Origin of the sequence: Streptomyces sp. NPDC047917 (assembly GCF_043204345.1) — a bacterium.
Classification (GTDB): domain Bacteria; phylum Actinomycetota; class Actinomycetes; order Streptomycetales; family Streptomycetaceae; genus Streptomyces; species Streptomyces sanglieri.
The window spans coordinates 40,539-57,154 of record NZ_JBIDCA010000007.1; the positions used below are offsets into that span (position 1 = coordinate 40,539).

The following is a 16,616-nucleotide window of genomic DNA, read 5'->3' on the forward strand; positions in this document are numbered from 1 at the left end:
GACGGCAGTGAGAGGCGAGTGACGTGGTGAGGCTCAGCGCGCGGACCGTATCCGATCAGGTGGCCCTCGCCGAGATCGAGCTCTGCGGCGAGCTGATGATCGCCGCGTCGGCCGCGATCGGGGAACGGCTCAGCGCGGACCGCATCGACGAGGTGCTCGACGTCCGTGTGATCACCGAGCGGGCCACCGTCCCCCGGCAGGGATAGCACCGGGGGTGTGCGCGGCGCCGCGGTCCGATACGCCCGCCATCAGGTGCGGAGCAGCCGGGCGATCGCCTTCGTGGCTTCCTCGACCTTGGCGTCGATCTCCTCGCCGCCCTTGACCGCCGCGTCCGCGACGCAGTGCCGCAGGTGCTCCTCCAGCAGCTGGAGGGCGAACGACTGGAGCGCCTTCGTGGACGCCGATACCTGGGTCAGTATGTCGATGCAGTAGACGTCCTCGTCGACCATCCGCTGGAGGCCGCGGATCTGGCCCTCGATCCGGCGCAGCCGCTTGAGGTGCTCGGCCTTCTGATGGTGATAACCGTGTATGCCCCGGTCGTGGTCGGTGACGGGGGATTCCGTCTCCGTGGTGCTCCCCGCAGCCTCGGTGGTGGTCATTACTGCCTCCCGTTTTCCCTTTACCCTGCCGTTTATATACCCCTGGTGGGTATATCCTAACGAATTCATCTGAAACGTGACCGGGGGCCCGTGCTGATCACTGTGCCTGATGCGCGACACTGAAGAACGCCGGTTAGCCGTGGCCGGATGATGCGCCTAGCATCAGCCTGACCGAATCCAAAGCACCCCGAGGACCCCACGTGCGCTTTCGTCTGACCCCCAGGGAGACGAGCTTCTACGACATGTTCTCCGCATCCGCGGACAACATCGTCACGGGCTCGAAACTCCTGATGGAACTGCTCGGGGCGGACTCTGCCTCCCGAGTCGAGATCGCGGAGCGCATGCGGGCAGCGGAGCACGCGGGGGACGATGCCACCCACGCGATCTTCCACCAGCTGAACTCCTCTTTCATTACGCCGTTCGACCGCGAGGACATTTACAACCTCGCTTCGTCGCTCGACGACATCATGGACTTCATGGAGGAGGCCGTCGACCTGGTCGTGCTCTATCAGGTCGAGGAACTCCCCAACGGCATTGCCCAGCAGATCGAGGTGCTGGCCCGGGCGGCCGAGCTGACCGCCGAGGCGATGCCGGGGCTGCGGACGATGGACAATCTCACCGAGTACTGGATCGAGGTCAACCGTCTGGAGAACCAGGCCGACCAGATCCACCGCAAACTGCTCGCTCATCTCTTCAATGGCAAGTACGACGCCATCGAGGTGCTGAAGCTCAAGCAGATCGTGGACGTGCTGGAAGAGGCGGCCGACGCGTTCGAGCACGTCGCCAACACGGTGGAGACCATCGCGGTCAAGGAGTCCTGAACCACGTGGACACCTTTGCGCTGATCGTGACCATCGGTGTCGCGCTCGGCTTCACGTATACGAACGGTTTCCACGACTCGGCGAATGCCATCGCCACGTCCGTCTCCACCCGTGCGCTCACCCCGCGCGCGGCGCTGGCGATGGCCGCGGTGATGAACCTGGCCGGTGCGTTCCTCGGCAGCGGTGTCGCCAAGACCGTGAGCGAGGGCCTGATCGCGACGCCCGAGGGCCACAAGGGGATGGGAATCCTCTTCGCCGCGCTCGTCGGCGCGATCATCTGGAACCTCGTCACCTGGTACTTCGGGCTGCCGTCCTCGTCCTCGCACGCCCTGTTCGGTGGAATGGTCGGTGCCGCGCTGGCCGGCGGGACGATGGTGCACTGGGACGGGGTGCTCGACAAGGTCGTCATCCCGATGTTCGTCTCCCCGGTCATCGGCCTGGTCGTCGGCTATCTGGTGATGGTCGCGATCATGTGGATGTTCCGGAAGTCCAACCCGCACAAGGCCAAGCGCGGCTTCCGGATCGCGCAGACGGTCTCGGCCGCGGGCATGGCGCTCGGCCACGGTCTCCAGGACGCGCAGAAGACCATGGGCATCGTGGTGATGGCGCTGGTCATCGCCGATGTCGAGAGCCCGAGCGACCCGATCCCGGTCTGGGTCAAGCTGGTCTGCGCGCTGATGCTCTCGCTGGGTACGTACGCCGGCGGCTGGCGCATCATGCGGACGCTCGGCCGGAAGATCATCGAGCTGGACCCGCCGCAGGGGTTCGCGGCGGAGACGACGGGTGCGTCGATCATGTTCGGCTCGGCGTTCCTGTTCCACGCGCCGATCTCCACGACGCATGTGATCACCTCCGCGATCATGGGTGTGGGCGCCACGAAGCGGGTGAACGCCGTCCGCTGGGGCGTCGCCAAGAACATCATCCTGGGCTGGTTCATCACGATGCCGGCCGCGGCCCTGGTCGCCGCCGCGAGCTACGGAGTCGTGGTCCTGCTCTTCGGCTGACGGCCCGCCGTGATCACGGCGGTACGGAAATGGGGCCGCCCCCACTCCCTCTGCGGGAGTGGGGGCGGCCCCTTCGCCTTGCGGTGGCACCGCCATGCAGCACCCCAAGGCCGTCTGGGACGAGGCCGGTCCGCCGGAGGGTGGGACGGTTCGCCGGTGGAGATCCACCACCGGGCGTAACCATCCACGCCCCCGGCCCACATCGGCCCCGTTGCCGGGTGACTATCCGAAGCGTCCCGAGATGTAGTCCTCGGTGGCCTGGACGGACGGGTTGGAGAAGATGCGTTCCGTCTCGTCGATCTCGATGAGCTTGCCGGGCTTGCCGACCGCCGCGAGGTTGAAGAACGCCGTGCGGTCCGAGACGCGGGCCGCCTGCTGCATGTTGTGCGTCACGATGACGATCGTGAAGCGCTCCTTCAGCTCGCCGATCAGGTCCTCGATGGCGAGGGTGGAGATCGGGTCCAGCGCGGAGCACGGCTCGTCCATCAGCAGCACGTCCGGCTCGACGGCGATCGCGCGGGCGATGCACAGACGCTGCTGCTGACCGCCGGAGAGACCGGAGCCGGGCTTGTTCAGCCGGTCCTTGACCTCGTTCCAGAGGTTGGCGCCGCGCAGCGACTTCTCGACGATCTCGGGCAGCCGGCTCTTCTTGTACGAGCCGTTCAGCTTGAGGCCGGCCGCGACGTTGTCGAAGATCGACATGGTCGGGAAGGGGTTCGGACGCTGGAAGACCATGCCCACCGTGCGGCGCACGGAGACCGGGTCGACGTTCGCCCCGTACAGGTTCTCGTCGTCCAGCAGCACCTTGCCCTCGACGCGGCCACCGGGGGTGACCTCGTGCATGCGGTTCAGGGTGCGCAGGAAGGTGGACTTTCCGCAGCCGGACGGGCCGATGAAGGCGGTCACGGAGCGGGGCTCCACGGTCATCGAGATGTCCTCGATGGCGAGGTGGGAGCCGTAGTAGGCGGACAGGCCGCTGACGTCGATGCGCTTGGCCATCTGAATCACTGCTTCTTTCGTGCCGCGTCAGCGGCCGGTCTTCGGGGCCTTCCAGCGGGCGATGCCGCGGGCCACCAGGTTGAGGATCATGACGAAGGCGATCAGGACCAGCGCGGCGGCCCAGGCACGGTCGTACGACTGGTCGGTGCCGACCCGGTACTGCTCCCAGATGTAGAACGGGAGCGAGGACTGTGCACCCTGGAACGGGTTGGGGTTGATCAGCTGGCTGCCGAACACCAGCAGCATGATCGGCGCGGTCTCACCGGCGATGCGGGCGATCGCGAGCATCACACCGGTGGTGATGCCGCCGATCGCGGTCGGCAGGACCACCTTCAGGATGGTGCGCCACTTGGGGACGCCGAGGGCGAGCGATGCCTCGCGGAGCTCGTTCGGGACGAGCTTGAGCATCTCCTCGGTGGAGCGGACCACGACCGGGATCATCAGGATCGTGAGTGCCAGCGCACCCATCAGGCCGGACGGCTGGGTCTTCGTCATCAGCATGATCGAGAGGATGAAGAGACCGGCGACGATGGACGGGATGCCCGTCATGACATCGACGAAGAAGGTCACGGCCTTGGCCAGGGCGCCCTTGCCGTACTCCACCAGGTAGACGGCGGTCAGCATGCCGATCGGGGCGGAGATCAGGGTGGCGATGCCGACCTGCTCCAGCGTCCCGATCAGCGCGTGGTAGACACCGCCGGTCGGCTCGGAGCCGAGCACGCCGGCCATCGAGTGGCTCAGGAAGTACCCGTCCAGGCGCTCCGCGCCCCGGCTGACCGTCGTCCACAGCAGCGAGGCGAGCGGCACGACGGCCAGCAGGAAGCACACCCAGACGATGCTGGTGGCGAGCCGGTCCTTGGCCTGGCGCCGGTTCTCGACGACCGAGGTCGTGACGTACGAGATGACGACGAAGAGCAGGGCGGAGAACAGGCCCCACTGGGTGTGGCTCTGCCAGCCGGCCGCGGCACCGGTGCCCACGCCCAGCGCGAGCGCGAGCGCGGCGAAGGCGAACGGGGCCCAGCGGGGCAGTGCCCGGCTGCTCAGACTGGTCGGACGGGCGGTCTCCGCCGGGGCGGGGCGCTCCTGTATGCCGGTGTTGGCTGCCTGGCTCATGCGTTGGCCCCCGAGTATTCCTTGCGGCGGGCGATGATCATCCGGGCCGCGCCGTTGACCAGCAGGGTGAGGACGAAGAGCACCAGGCCCGAGGCGATCAGGGCGTCGCGCCCGAACTCGTTGGCCTCGTCGAACTTCGCGGCGATGTTCTGGGCGAAGGTGCCGCCGCCGGGGTTGAGCAGGTGCCCGGAGATGACGAAGCTCGGCGACAGGACCGTGGCGACGGCCATCGTCTCGCCGAGCGCACGGCCCAGGCCCAGCATCGAGGCGGAGATCACGCCGGAGCGGCCGAAGGGGAGCACCGAGAGGCGGATGACTTCCCAGCGGGTGGCGCCCAGGGCGAGGGCGGCCTCTTCGTTCATCCTCGGGACCTGGAGGAAGACCTCGCGGCTGACACTGGTCACGATCGGCAGGATCATGATCGCGAGCAGGATGCCGACGGTGAAGAGCGAGCGGGCGACGCCGACCTCGGTCTTCTCGAAGAGGTAGGTCCAGCCGAAGAACTGGTCGAGCCAGAGGTTCAGGCCCTCCAGGTACGGGACCAGGACGAGGGCTCCCCAGATGCCGTACACGATGCTCGGCACTGCGGCGAGCAGGTCGACGACGTAGGCGAGGGGCGCGGCCAGCTTGCGCGGCGCGTAGTGCGAGATGAACAGGGCGATGCCGACGGCGACCGGGACGGCGATGGCCATCGCGATGATCGAGCTGACGACCGTGCCGAAGAGGAGGACCGCGATACCGAACACCGGCGGGGTGCCGGCCGGGTTCCAGTCCAGGGTGGTGAAGAAGTTGCCCTCGTCCTTGGAGATCGCGAGGGAGGCGCGGTAGGTCAGGAACACGGCGATCGACGCCATGATCACGAGCAGCAGAATGCCCGAGCCCCTGGAGAGGCCCAGGAAGACCTTGTCGCCCGCGCGGCCGGTCTTCGTCCCGGCGCGCTTGCGCGCCACCGGCGGTGCCGGCGGCGAATCTATCGGTGTGGTGGAAGCCATGGTCTTTCCGGTCTGTGTGGGGGAGCGGTCTGGCTCCCCTGGCGGCGGTGCACCGGATGGATGGTGGCGGACCGGTCCGGAGGGGTGCACCGGACCGGTCTGCCGGATGTTGCTGGTGTGACTGGTGTTGCTGAAGGTGTTGCGGGTGTTGCTCGCGCGTCCCGGTTACGAGAGGGCGGCGATGGTCTCGCGGACCTTGGCGTTGATCTCGGCCGGGATCGGCGCGTAGCCGGCCTCGGTGAGGAGCTTCTGGCCCTCGTCACCGGCGGTGTAGTTCAGGAAGGACTTGACCGTGGAGAGGGTCTCGGGCTTGTTGCCCTTGTCGCAGACGACCTCGTAGGTCACCAGGACGATCGGGTAGGCACCCTCGGCCTTGGTGGTGTAGTCGAGCTCCAGCGCCAGGTCCTTGCCGGTGCCCTTGATCTTGGCGGCGGCGATGGCCTTGGAGGCGTTCTCCGAGGTGGCCTTGACCGGGGTGGCGCCACCGGTGTTGATGTCCACGGTGGAGATCGACTGCGAGGCGGCGTAGCTGAGCTCGAAGTAGCCGATCGAGCCGTCGACCTGCTTCACCTGGGCGGCGACGCCGGAGGAGCCGGACGCGGCCTGGCCGTTGGGGGCCGGCCACTTCTTCTCGGCCTCGTACTTCCAGTCGCCCGGGGCGGCGGCACCGAGGTACTTGCCGAGGTTCTGCGTGGTGCCGGAGTCCTCGGAGCGGTGGAAGGCCTGGATGTCCTTGTCCGGGAGCTTGACGCCGGTGTTGAGCTTGGCGATCGCCGGGTCGTTCCACTTCTTGATCTTGGTGTCGAAGATCTTGGCGAGCGTGGGGGCGTCCAGCGTCAGGCTGTCGACACCCTCCAGGTGGAAGCCGATGGCGATCGGGCCGCCGACCATCGGGAGGTTGATGCCCTGGCCGCCCTTGCAGATCTTCTTCGACTCGGCGACCTCTTCGGGCTTCAGCGCCGAGTCGGAGCCGGCGAAGCCGACGGTGCCCTGGTTGAAGGCGACGATGCCCTCACCGGAGGAGGAGGACTTGTAGTTGATCTCGACGCCGGAGCAGCCGGCCATGTAGTTCTTGGCCCAGAGGTCCATGGCGTTCTTCTGCGCGCTGGAGCCGGAGGCGGGCAGCTGGCCCTTGGCGTCGTCGCACTTGATGTTCGACGCGGCGCTCGTCTTCCCGCCGTTGCCGCCGGTGGTGCCGCCGCTGTTGTCGTCCGAACCGCACGCCGTGAGGACCAGGGCGCCGGAGACGGCGAGGGCACCGAGCGCGGTGGCACGAAGCCGGTTCTTGCGCTGAAGCTTCACTTTCGGGTGTTCCTTCCAGGAGCCGCCGAGGTCTTTTCGTTCTACGACGGCGTGCGTTGTCGTGGGTGCTCCGGCGTTTCGCCGCGCACCGTGCACTGCCGAAGTTAGGCAGAACAGGTGAAGCGGCCTACGGGGGAGAGTGAACGGAAGGTGAACCGTGCAGGACGGTGCGGTTCTCGCCCCCCGGCCGGAACGGCTGCGGAGCCGGCGGTCCGGGAAGGCCGGGCCCCTTCGGCGCGGCCGGAGCCGGCGCAGGGACCCGGTTTCGGCGCGGCCGCAGACGGCGGAGGCCCGGTTTCGGCGCGGTCAGGGGTCCGCCGGCAGCGTGGTCAGTGGTCCGCCGGCAGTGCGAGCAGGGCGTCGACCAGCTCCCGGTCACGGTCCTGGCTGAGGCGGGCACGGGCCGCCTCCGGGGCGAGCCAGCTCACCCGGTCGACCTCGGAGCCGGGTACGAAGGAGCCGCCGGCCGCCTCCGCCGCCCAGTAGGCGACCTCCTTGGGGCGGCCGTTCGCGAGGTAGCGGACGGTGGGGAGCGGGGCGCCGGGGACGCAGTGGTGGCCGGTCTCCTCCAGGACCTCGCGCAGGGCGGCGTCCAGCGCCGGTTCACCGCGCTTCAACTTGCCCTTGGGATGCGACCAGTCGTCGTAACGGGGCCGGTGGACCAGACAGATCTCCAGCCTGCCGGAGTACTCGGACCGGCGCCACAGCACGCATCCCGCGGCGAGCACCGGCCCGTTCCTGGCGCGCGGGGTGCCGGGGGCGCCCGCCGCCCCGTTCATGGCGCGATCACGGCCGCGGCGTACGGCCAGCTCGACCGGAACACTCCGCGGGCCGCCGTCACCTCGTGGCGCTGGTCGGCGTGGAGCACCCCCAGGGCGTACGCGGTGGCCGGCGCGATGCGGGGCGTACGGGCCGCCGATGCCGCCGCCGCGGCCGCCTCCGAGGCGTCCCGGTGCAGATCGAGGGCGTGCCCCGGCCCGGCCAGGACCGGGTCCGGGGCGCCCCGGACCACCTCGTGGGCGTACCGGTGCAGCCGGAGCAGCAGCCGGGTCCGGTGCCAGGGCGCGTCCTGCGCCTCGTTGTACGGCTCGACCGCCTGTCCGGACGGGAGCGCCGCCACCGCACCGAGCAGCTGCTGCTCGGCCCGGTCGGCGGGCCCGTGCAGCATCTCCTCGGCCGGGGCCGCGGCCGCCGGGGCGAGCGGGACCTCCGAGGCGAGCAGCGCGACGGCGTCGGCCACCGCGTGGAAGCGGGCGGAGCCGAGCGCCTGGAGCGCCGCGGAATGGGCGCGGGTGCGGGCGAGGGTCAGCTGCCGTTCGAGCAGCGCTCCGGCGCGGGCGGCGCCGACGCCCAGGGCGGCGCGCTCCTTGTCGGTGGCGCCGTCGGAGCCGGACCCGTTGCGGGCGGTGGGCAGCGAGGTGCCGGACAGCGTGTGCAGCGCTTCCAGCAGCCGGTTCAGCCGGGTCGCGTAGGCGTGTTCTCTGGCCAGGGTGCCCGAGAGCCAGGCCAGTTCGGTACGGAGCTGCTCGGCCCAGGTGGCGTCCAGCGCCGCCCGGAAGGTGTGCAGCGTGCCGCCGATCCGGCGCGAGGAGCGGCGCAGCGCGCCGGCGGCCTCCTCGGCTCCGTGGCTTCCGGCGTCCGTGGGGGCGCTGTTCTCGCGGTGCAGGCGCAGGCTGCGGAGGAATTCGGCGGCCTGTTCCTGAAGGTAGGGCGCGAGTACCGCGCCCGCCGTAAGGTCCGCCTGCGTCGTCTGGTGGTCATGGCGTCGCACGCCGGCGCCTCCGGGCGTCAATGAGCATTTCCTGTACGTGCCGCAGCGGCTGGCCGTCCGCGTCCGTGGCGTGCCGGGTCCAGTTCCCGTCGGGACCGAGGTGCCAGGACGAGGTGGTGTCGGCCATGCCGGTCTCCAGGAGACGGCTGAGCGCGGCGCGGTGGGCGGGGTCGGTGACCCGGACCAGTGCTTCGATCCGGCGGTCGAGGTTGCGGTGCATCATGTCGGCGCTGCCGAACCACACTTCGGGTTCGCCGCCGTTGCCGAAGGCGAAGAGCCGGGAGTGTTCGAGGAAGCGGCCCAGTATCGAGCGGACCCGGATGTTCTCGGAGAGACCGGTGACACCGGGGCGGATCGCGCAGATGCCGCGCACCCAGATGTCCACCGGTACGCCGGCCATCGCGGCCCGGTAGCAGGCGTCGATGATCGCCTCGTCGACCATCGAGTTGACCTTGATGCGGACGTAGGCGGTCCGCCCGGCCCGCTGGTGGGTGATCTCCTTGTTGATCCGGGCGATCAGCCCGTCCCGCAGGGATTTCGGGGCGACCAGGAGACGGCGGTAGGTCTCCCGGCGGGAGTAGCCGGAGAGCCGGTTGAAGAGGTCGGAGAGGTCCGCGCCGACCTGTGGGTCCGCGGTCAGCAGGCCGATGTCCTCGTAGAGCCTGGCGGTCTTGGGGTGGTAGTTGCCGGTACCCACGTGGGAGTAGCGGCGCAGGGTGTCGCCCTCCTGCCGCACGACGAGGGAGAGCTTGCAGTGGGTCTTGAGGCCGACGAGTCCGTAGACCACGTGGCAGCCGGACTCCTCCAGCTTCCGCGCCCACTTGATGTTGGCCTGTTCGTCGAAACGGGCCTTGATCTCCACGAGGACCAGGACCTGCTTGCCGGACTCGGCGGCGTCGATCAGCGCGTCGACTATCGGCGAGTCGCCCGAGGTCCGGTACAGGGTCTGCTTGATGGCGAGGACGTCGGGGTCGCTCGCGGCCTGCTCCAGGAACGCCTGTACGGAGGTGGAGAAGGAGTCGTACGGGTGGTGCAGGAGCACGTCGCGTTCGCGCAGCGCGGCGAAGACGTCGGGCGCGGAGGCGGATTCGACCTCGGCCAGGTCGCGGTGGGTGCCGGCGATGAACTTGGGGAACTTCAGCTCGGGCCGGTCCAGCGAGGCTATGCCGAAGAGCCCGGTGAGATCGAGCGGTCCGGGCAGCGGGTAGACCTCGGCGTCGGACACCTTCAGCTCGCGGACCAGCAGGTCGAGCACGTACGGGTCGATGGACTCCTCGACCTCCAGCCGGACCGGCGGCCCGAAGCGGCGCCGCATGAGCTCCTTCTCCAGGGCCTTGAGGAGGTTCTCGGCGTCGTCCTCCTCGACCTCCAGGTCCTCGTTGCGGGTGACCCGGAACATGTGGTGGGCGAGGACCTCCATGCCCGGGAAGAGCTCTTCGAGGTGGGCCGCGATGACGTCCTCTATGGGCACGTACCGCTGCGGCGACGCCTCCAGGAAGCGGGTCAGCAGCGGTGGCACCTTGACCCGGGCGAAGTGGCGGTGGCCGCTGACCGGGTTGCGCACGACGACGGCGAGGTTGAGCGAGAGACCCGAGATGTACGGGAAGGGGTGCGCCGGGTCGACGGCGAGCGGCGTCAGCACGGGGAAGACGCGCTGCCGGAAGAAGGTGAACAGGCGGGCCTGCTCCTTCTCGGTCAGCTCCGGCCAGCGGATCAGCTGGATGCCCTCGTCGGACAGGGCCGGGGCGATGTCCTGCTGGAAGCAGGCGGCGTGCCGGGCCATGAGTTCGCGCGAGCGGGTCCAGATCAGGTCCAGGACCTCGCGGGGCTGGAGTCCGGAGGCGGATCGGGTGGCGACACCGGTGGCGATGCGGCGTTTCAGACCGGCCACCCGGACCATGAAGAACTCGTCCAGGTTCGAGGCGAAGATGGCGAGGAAATTAGCCCGTTCGAGGAGGGGGGTCGCCGGGTCCTCGGCCAGTTCGAGCACCCGTTCGTTGAACGCGAGCCAACTGCGCTCACGGTCCAGGAAGCGGCCCTGCGGCAGTTCGTCGCCGTCGACATCGGGTTCGTACGCGTCGACGTCGGCGTCGATGTCGGGATCCAGGTCGGCGGCGGTGGACAGCGCGGCACCGTTGGACGCGGCGGTGGCGACGGCGCGCGGCCGGTGCGCGGCGAGTGAGCCGACCGACGGCTGCACGGTGGACTGGACCGGTACCTCGGAGCTGGGCTGCTGGCTCATGGCCCTATTCTTCCGCGCGGATGGCCCAAGGGGCGCGCCGGAGGGTGCGGAGATCGCGGGAAACGCGCGGTTCGCGTCGTTCGTGCGGTCTCCGCCGGGATTTCTCCCGTTGCGGGGGGTCGGCACAGCTGGCTGCATCCTGAAAGGGTGGCAAGCGCTTCTGAATGGCTGGTAACGGCGACATGACGTGCAGGAAGCGGTGTGGCCGTGCCCGGGTACCGGAAGAGGCACCCGGACACGGCCCGGCGGTCTCAGCCGTGCCGGCGGCGCAGCACCCGGAAGGCGAGGGCGGCGGCGAGCGCGGCGAGGGCGAGCAGGATGCCGGTCTCGACGAGCTGGAGGGGCCAGAAGTGCGAGGCGGGGTGGTAGTCGGCGAAGTGGGTGACGCCGCCGAGCTCGCGCATGCAGTCGGTGGGCTCGACCGCCGCCCCGGACCCTCTGCAGTCCGTCCAGTGCACGGTTTCACCGGAGGCGGTGAGCCTGCCGGAGTCGATCAGCCAGGAACCGCCCCCGACCGGGCCGTTCCCGAGCAGCCGGGTGGTCGGCCAGAGACCGTCGCGCACATGGTTCAGGACCATTACCAGCGGGACGTACGCGAGCACGGTCACGACCATCGCGGCGACGGTGCGCCGCAGCAGCAGCCCGGCCAGCGCACCGAGGGCCAGCATGCACAGGGCGTAGCCGAGAGGAGCGGTGCCGATCGATACGTACGTCTCGCGGGAGTACCACTGCGACGCCTCGTGGACCGCGTTCTCCCGAGTACGGGCCCAGTCGCACACGGCCGACAGCACGGACACGGAGAGCAGCGTCACCACGGTGGGCACGGCGAGTTTGGCGGTGAGCCAGCGGGCGGGGGTCACGGACTGTGTCCACGCCAGCTTGTAGGTGCCGCTCTCCAGCTCACGGGCGATGACCGGCCCCGCCACGAACATCCCCACGAGCGCGGGCAGGACCGTCATCAGCGGCCCCGACCAATTGAGGACCTTCTGCATCCACAGCTGACGGTCGAGATACGCGTCGACCGTGTCACCGCAGTCGGGCGTCGTGTGCATGACCGAGCAGCCCGAGGCGGCGAAGGTGTCCACGACATGTTCCGTCCACAGCCAGGCGCCGACGAGCGAGACGATGGCCAGGACGGGAAGCACTCCCATGATCCACAGGGCCCATCGGTGCTGGCGTACGACGACTCGTACCGGGCCGCGCAGGGTGATCGCGCTCATACGGCGCTCACCTCCCGGCCGGCCTCGACGGCCGCCGCGCTCGGCGTCAGCAGTGCCGGCGCCTGTGGCGACCGCAGGTGGGCCAGCAGCAGTTCCTCCAGTGAAGGCTCGGCGGCCTCCCAGACGTCTGTGTCCACGGCGCCTTGCCTCCGCACGAGTGTGGTCTGCACACGTCCCGCGGTGCGGGACTCGACGACGGTGTGCGGTGCGGTGTCCCGTACCGGACCGGTGAGCAGGGTGTGCGCGGCGAGCAGGTCGTCCGTCTCGCCGCCGAGGCGGACCCGGCCGCCGTCGACGAGCAGGAGGTAGTCGCAGGCGCCCTCCAGCTCGGTGAGGATGTGCGAGGACATCACGATCGTGGTGGAGCGCTCGGCGGCCTCCGCCATCAAGGCGCCCATCAGCTGGTGGCGGGCGAGCGGGTCGAGGTCGGCCATCGGCTCGTCCAGCAGCAGCAGTTCGGGCCGCTTGCCCAGCGCGAGGGCCAGGGCGAGCCGGGTGCGCTGACCGCCGGAGAGGTCACGGACCCGGGCATCGCGCGGGAGCTCCCCGGCGATGCGCTCGGCGGTCTCCTGGTCCCAGGTCACGGGGTTCAGCTCGGCGCCCGCCCAGAGCGTCGCGTCCACCGTCAACTGCGGGTACAGCGGCTTGTCCTGGGCCACGAAGGCCATCCGGGAACGGGCGTCCCCGGGTGCCGCGCCCAGCACCCGTACCGTCCCTTCCGACGGCCGCAGGAAGCCGGCCGCGAGGGCGAGCAGGGTGGACTTGCCCGCGCCGTTGGGCCCGACGAGGGCGCACACCCGTCCGGCGGGCAGCCGGAAGGAGCAGTCGCGCAGCGCCCAGCCCCTGCCTCTGCCCCGGTACTTCATCCCGAGGCCGGTGGCCTCGATCGCAGCGCCTGTCATCCGGCCCGATCCCCCTCGAAAGTCCTGTCCAGTACGGCGGTGAAGAGCGCGCTGACGTCTTCCTTCTCCAGCCCGGCCGCGCGGGCCCGGCGGGTCCAGTCGGCGAGCTCGGCGCGCAGCGGTGCGTCGTCGGCGGCCGCCGCGCCGCCGAGTGCCCGGGTGACGAAGGTGCCGAGCCCGCGCCGGGCCTCGACCAGGCCCTCGCGTTCCAGCTCCCGGTAGGCCTTGAGCACGGTGTTCGGGTTGATGGCGGTGGCCTCGACGACCTCGCGCGCGGTGGGTAGCCGGTCGCCGGGCTCCAGCAGGCCGAGGCGGAGCGCCTGCTTGGTCTGCTGGACGATCTGGAGGTACGTGGCGACGCCGCTGCGCCGGTCGATGCGGTACTCGACCGCTGCGGACTCTGCCATGTTCACTCCTTTCACTAATTGAGTAGTGAAAGGGTGGCGTAAAGCGGGGGCGGCGTCAAGAGACGCCGCCCCCGGGTGAGTTGGGCCCGTGGGCCCTTGCCTCAGGATTCCGTGCGGTACATGCCTCAGGATTCCGTGCGGTACATCAGGTCCACCTCGTGGGTCGTGAAGCCCATCCGCTCGTAGACGGCCAGGGCCGCCTTGTTGTCCGCGTCCACGTAGAGCATCGCGGTCGGCAGCGCCTGGGCGGCCAGGTGGCGCAGCCCGATCGCGGTGAGCGCCTTGCCGAGCCCGCCGCCCTGCGCGTCGGGCCGGATGCCGACGACGTACACCTCACCGAGCTGCTCCTCGGCGTGCACCTTCGTCCAGTGGAAGCCGATCAGCTCGCCGTCGCGCTCGGCCAGGAAGAACCCCTTCGGGTCGAACCACGGCTCCGCCTTGCGGTCGTCCAGGTCGCGCTGGGTCAGCGAGCCCTGCTCCGGGTGATGGGCGAAGGCGACGCGGTTCACCGCGAGCCAGGCGGCGTCGTCCTCGCCGGGCACGAAGGTGCGGACGCTGATGCCGGGCGGCAGCACCGGCTCCGCGATGTCCAGCGGGGCCAACGGGCGGCGCAGCTGGCGCAGTTCGCGGAAGAGCGAGAGACCGAGGACCTGCGCGAGATGCCGCGCCGCGGACTTCCCGCCGTGCGCCCACGCCCGCAGCCGCTTCCCGGTCACGGCGAGCAGCGCCGCGCCCAGCGCCCGTCCGTGCCCCTGCCCCCGGTACGCCGGATGCACGACCAGCTCGGCGGCCGGCGCCTCGACGGGGTCGGTGTCCTCCAGCTGCGCGTACCCGACCAGGACCGCCCCGCTGGTCAGCAGCAGATGCCGGACCCCGGCCCGCCGCCCGCCCCGCAGCTGCAACCGCCCCTGCTCGGAGACGGCCTGCCTGCCGTCGGACCGGGCCGCCTCGGCGAGCAGATCGGACACGGCGTCCGCCTGCTCGGGGGAGAGCTCGTCGAGCGTCCGGATCTCACGTCCGGGAGCGGGGAGGGGTGCGTCAGTCGTCATGTCTACGAGCCTACGGGGGCGGGGTGGGTACCGGGTGGTGCGCGGGCGCTTCGGGACTCGGTCGGCGGTCTGTGGCGTGTTCCGGTGTGCCGCCGGCGACGAGAGTGCCGGTGGTGGGCCCGTCGCACTCCATGGCGCTCCCCTTCGCGGCCCCGGTCGGGTACCTGCCGGGGCGGTGGGTCAGACCACGGCGAGCCGGTCCACCAGCAGGTCCACCCTCGGCCCGGTTTCCTCCGGCGGCAGCCGACCCGACCGGGTCAGGGTCGCCACCCCGTGCAGGGCCGCCCAGAACACCTCGGTGAACAGTTCCGGTTCGACGCCCTCCCCGGCGACCTCGCCCAGGCACTCCAGCAGCGCGGCGAAGGCGTCCTTGAGGGGTTCCGGGGTGTCCTCCTGCGCGTACGCCAGACCGCCGTCGAGCTGGAACAGGGCGTCGTAGACCGCCGGGTTGTGTGCGGCGAAGTCGAGGTAGGAGCTGGCGAGGGCGTGCACCCGGGCGCGCGGGCCGTCCGCGGCGGAGGTCGCGGCCCGCATCGCCACGGCCAGCTCGGTGGCGCCCTGGAGGGCGACGGCGCCGATGATCTCGCGTTTGCCGCGGAAGTGGCTGTAGAGGACGGGCTGGCTGTATTCGATGCGTTCGGCGAGCCGACGGGTGGTGACCGCGTCCCAGCCCTGCTGCTCGGCGAGTTCGCGGGCCGTCGCCACGATGAGGCGCTCGCGGACCGCCCGTTCGCGCTGCTTGCGTTCTTGTACCGACATGAGTCGATCCTAGCAGCGCTAGACATGAGAGCGGCAGTAGCGCTAGCGTTGCCTCGTCAGCTAGCTACGCTAGATTTCGGAAGGGCCGTCATGTTCCATGCGCTCCAGGTCGTCACCACCGTGGTCGTCGGCGTGATGGTGGGGGTGGAGTTCTCCGTCGCCTTCGTCATCAACCCGATCCTCAACGCCCTCCCGGAGGACAGCGGCCAACTCGGCCACGCCCACGGGGGCCGGATGCTCGGCGCCGTGATGCCGTTCTGGTACATCGGCTCGCTCGTCCTCGTCGGCATCTGGGCGGCCGCCGGGTGGCACCACCACGGAACCGGCCTCGTCGTCACCGCCGGCGGGCTGCTGCTCCTCAGCGTGGTCATGTCGGTTCTGCTGCTCGTCCCGATCAACAACCGGAACAGGACGTGGACCCCCGAGAACCGGCCCGAGGACTGGAAGGAGCAGATGAACCGCTGGGACCGCTACCACTACGTCCGCGTCGCCGTCATCGTCGCCGCCTTCGTTCTGCTGGTCACCGCCCTCACCTGAGCCCACGGGCCGGCCCTCCCGGTCCCGCGGGGAGGCGGCGGTGCGCGGTCGGCCACGTCGGTGTCCGTTCCGCCCCACCCGCACCGGTCCGTTCCATCCGGCACGTCATCGGCGCCCCGGGCCACGCCGGCCGCCGGCCCCTGCCCCGCACCGGGCTGAACGTCGAAGGAGAAGCACCATGTCGCTGAAGAACGTCAACACCGTCCTGGCCACCGCCTGCGCCCTGTTCGTCCTCTACCTGGGGCTGTCCTTCATCCTGATCCCCGAGACGTCCACTCCAGGCGTAGGCCTGCCGGACTGGCCCGACGGCGACGGCGGCGGCTTCCTCGTCATGAAGGGCATCCGCGAATTCGCGATGGGCCTGGTCATCGGCATCCTGCTGGTGACGGGCCACCGCCGCGCACTGGGCTGGGTCCTGCTGATGGAGGCCGTCGCCCCGTTCGGCGACATGATCAACGTCTTGGCCCACCACGGTTCCGTCGCTGCCGCGTTCGGCATCCACGGCCTGACCTCGGCACTGATCGCGACCACCGGCCTGCTGTTCCTCCGCGAGACCAGGAAGGCCCCCGCCCCGGCGCCCGCCGCGCAGCCCGCCTGACAGCTGCCCGCCCCGAAGGGGTCGCCCGGCCGCAAGGTCGGGCGACCCCTTCGTCCGTCGGCGGCCGCCGGAATGGCCGGACGGCGGCCCTGGATTCCGTTTCGTCGCCCATGGCGTACGGGCTTGCGCCCCATGTGCGTGCCGGGGCACCTCTGCCCGCATATGTGAGCCATGCGCATGACCTGTTCCGGTTTGAAGCCATTCCCACCGCATGGCAACCAGTTCGTAACCGCCGACACCTGTCGCGCTACGCGCGTTGACCCTAGGCTGCGCACGAAGTCTCCAGACTCGTCACCACTTT

The 16,616-nt window shown here is 70.0% G+C and carries 18 protein-coding genes; 5 read left to right on the plus strand and 13 right to left on the minus strand.

Annotated features, from left to right (window positions below; all coding sequences use genetic code 11):
• Positions 1-23 precede the first annotated feature (23 nt).
• A complete protein-coding gene (locus ACGF8B_RS17890) occupies positions 24-206 on the plus strand; it encodes a hypothetical protein (protein WP_392739375.1) in 183 nt (60 codons plus the stop codon).
• A 42-nt stretch (positions 207-248) separates the two neighbouring features.
• Here ACGF8B_RS17890 and ACGF8B_RS17895 read toward each other — a convergent pair whose 3' ends face one another.
• Positions 249-599: a metal-sensitive transcriptional regulator gene (locus ACGF8B_RS17895; RefSeq protein ID WP_392739377.1), complete on the minus strand. Its 351-nt coding sequence runs from the start codon at positions 597-599 to the stop codon at positions 249-251.
• A gap of 200 nt (positions 600-799) precedes the next feature.
• On the opposite strand from ACGF8B_RS17895, the gene ACGF8B_RS17900 reads away from it, so the two are divergent.
• Together ACGF8B_RS17900 and ACGF8B_RS17905 are read left to right on the plus strand one after the other, a co-directional pair.
• Positions 800-1,420, plus strand: a complete 621-nt coding sequence (locus ACGF8B_RS17900) for a DUF47 domain-containing protein (protein WP_072488031.1) — start codon at positions 800-802, stop codon at positions 1,418-1,420.
• A gap of 5 nt (positions 1,421-1,425) precedes the next feature.
• Entirely contained in the window at positions 1,426-2,424 is a 999-nt protein-coding gene (locus ACGF8B_RS17905; RefSeq protein WP_093540205.1) for an inorganic phosphate transporter, read from the plus strand.
• Between the two features lie 222 nt (positions 2,425-2,646).
• On the opposite strand, the gene pstB is transcribed toward ACGF8B_RS17905, so the two are convergent.
• The 12 genes from pstB to ACGF8B_RS17965 form a co-directional block, all read right to left on the minus strand.
• On the minus strand, positions 2,647-3,423 hold the full coding sequence (gene pstB, locus ACGF8B_RS17910; RefSeq protein WP_392739379.1) for a phosphate ABC transporter ATP-binding protein PstB: 777 nt from the start codon (positions 3,421-3,423) through the stop codon (positions 2,647-2,649).
• A 27-nt stretch (positions 3,424-3,450) separates the two neighbouring features.
• Positions 3,451-4,536, minus strand: a complete 1,086-nt coding sequence (pstA, locus tag ACGF8B_RS17915) for a phosphate ABC transporter permease PstA (RefSeq protein ID WP_392739381.1) — start codon at positions 4,534-4,536, stop codon at positions 3,451-3,453.
• Entirely contained in the window at positions 4,533-5,528 is a 996-nt protein-coding gene (pstC, locus tag ACGF8B_RS17920; protein WP_392739383.1) for a phosphate ABC transporter permease subunit PstC, read from the minus strand. The genes pstA and pstC overlap by 4 nt, the downstream gene beginning before the upstream one ends.
• Positions 5,529-5,693: 165 nt before the next feature.
• Positions 5,694-6,830: a phosphate ABC transporter substrate-binding protein PstS gene (gene pstS, locus ACGF8B_RS17925; RefSeq protein WP_392739385.1), complete on the minus strand. Its 1,137-nt coding sequence runs from the start codon at positions 6,828-6,830 to the stop codon at positions 5,694-5,696.
• Between the two features lie 329 nt (positions 6,831-7,159).
• Positions 7,160-7,609, minus strand: coding sequence for an NUDIX hydrolase (locus tag ACGF8B_RS17930; RefSeq protein ID WP_392739387.1), 450 nt, complete (start codon positions 7,607-7,609; stop codon positions 7,160-7,162).
• Positions 7,606-8,601: a CHAD domain-containing protein gene (locus ACGF8B_RS17935; protein WP_392739389.1), complete on the minus strand. Its 996-nt coding sequence runs from the start codon at positions 8,599-8,601 to the stop codon at positions 7,606-7,608. Before ACGF8B_RS17935 ends, ACGF8B_RS17930 begins: the two co-directional genes overlap by 4 nt.
• A complete protein-coding gene (locus tag ACGF8B_RS17940; RefSeq protein WP_392739392.1) occupies positions 8,588-10,843 on the minus strand; it encodes an RNA degradosome polyphosphate kinase in 2,256 nt (751 codons plus the stop codon). Before ACGF8B_RS17940 ends, ACGF8B_RS17935 begins: the two co-directional genes overlap by 14 nt.
• 251 nt (positions 10,844-11,094) lie before the next feature.
• Complete coding sequence (locus tag ACGF8B_RS17945; protein WP_392739394.1) at positions 11,095-12,063, minus strand: ABC transporter permease subunit; 969 nt, start codon at positions 12,061-12,063, stop codon at positions 11,095-11,097.
• Positions 12,060-12,965, minus strand: coding sequence for an ABC transporter ATP-binding protein (locus tag ACGF8B_RS17950; protein WP_392739396.1), 906 nt, complete (start codon positions 12,963-12,965; stop codon positions 12,060-12,062). Before ACGF8B_RS17950 ends, ACGF8B_RS17945 begins: the two co-directional genes overlap by 4 nt.
• The gene (locus ACGF8B_RS17955; protein WP_392739398.1) at positions 12,962-13,372 is read right to left on the minus strand and encodes a GntR family transcriptional regulator; all 411 of its coding nucleotides are present in this window, start codon (positions 13,370-13,372) and stop codon (positions 12,962-12,964) included. The genes ACGF8B_RS17950 and ACGF8B_RS17955 overlap by 4 nt, the downstream gene beginning before the upstream one ends.
• Before the next feature lie 125 nt (positions 13,373-13,497).
• The gene (gene mshD, locus ACGF8B_RS17960; RefSeq protein WP_392739400.1) at positions 13,498-14,421 is read right to left on the minus strand and encodes a mycothiol synthase; all 924 of its coding nucleotides are present in this window, start codon (positions 14,419-14,421) and stop codon (positions 13,498-13,500) included.
• Positions 14,422-14,601: 180 nt separating this feature from the next.
• Positions 14,602-15,180: a TetR/AcrR family transcriptional regulator gene (locus ACGF8B_RS17965; protein WP_392739402.1), complete on the minus strand. Its 579-nt coding sequence runs from the start codon at positions 15,178-15,180 to the stop codon at positions 14,602-14,604.
• 90 nt (positions 15,181-15,270) lie between these two features.
• On the opposite strand from ACGF8B_RS17965, the gene ACGF8B_RS17970 reads away from it, so the two are divergent.
• Positions 15,271-15,717 (plus strand): anthrone oxygenase family protein, encoded by a 447-nt coding sequence (locus ACGF8B_RS17970; protein ID WP_392739404.1) that lies wholly within the window; start codon positions 15,271-15,273, stop codon positions 15,715-15,717.
• A gap of 178 nt (positions 15,718-15,895) precedes the next feature.
• Positions 15,896-16,315 (plus strand): DUF4267 domain-containing protein, encoded by a 420-nt coding sequence (locus ACGF8B_RS17975; RefSeq protein ID WP_392739406.1) that lies wholly within the window; start codon positions 15,896-15,898, stop codon positions 16,313-16,315.
• Positions 16,316-16,616: the final 301 nt, after the last annotated feature.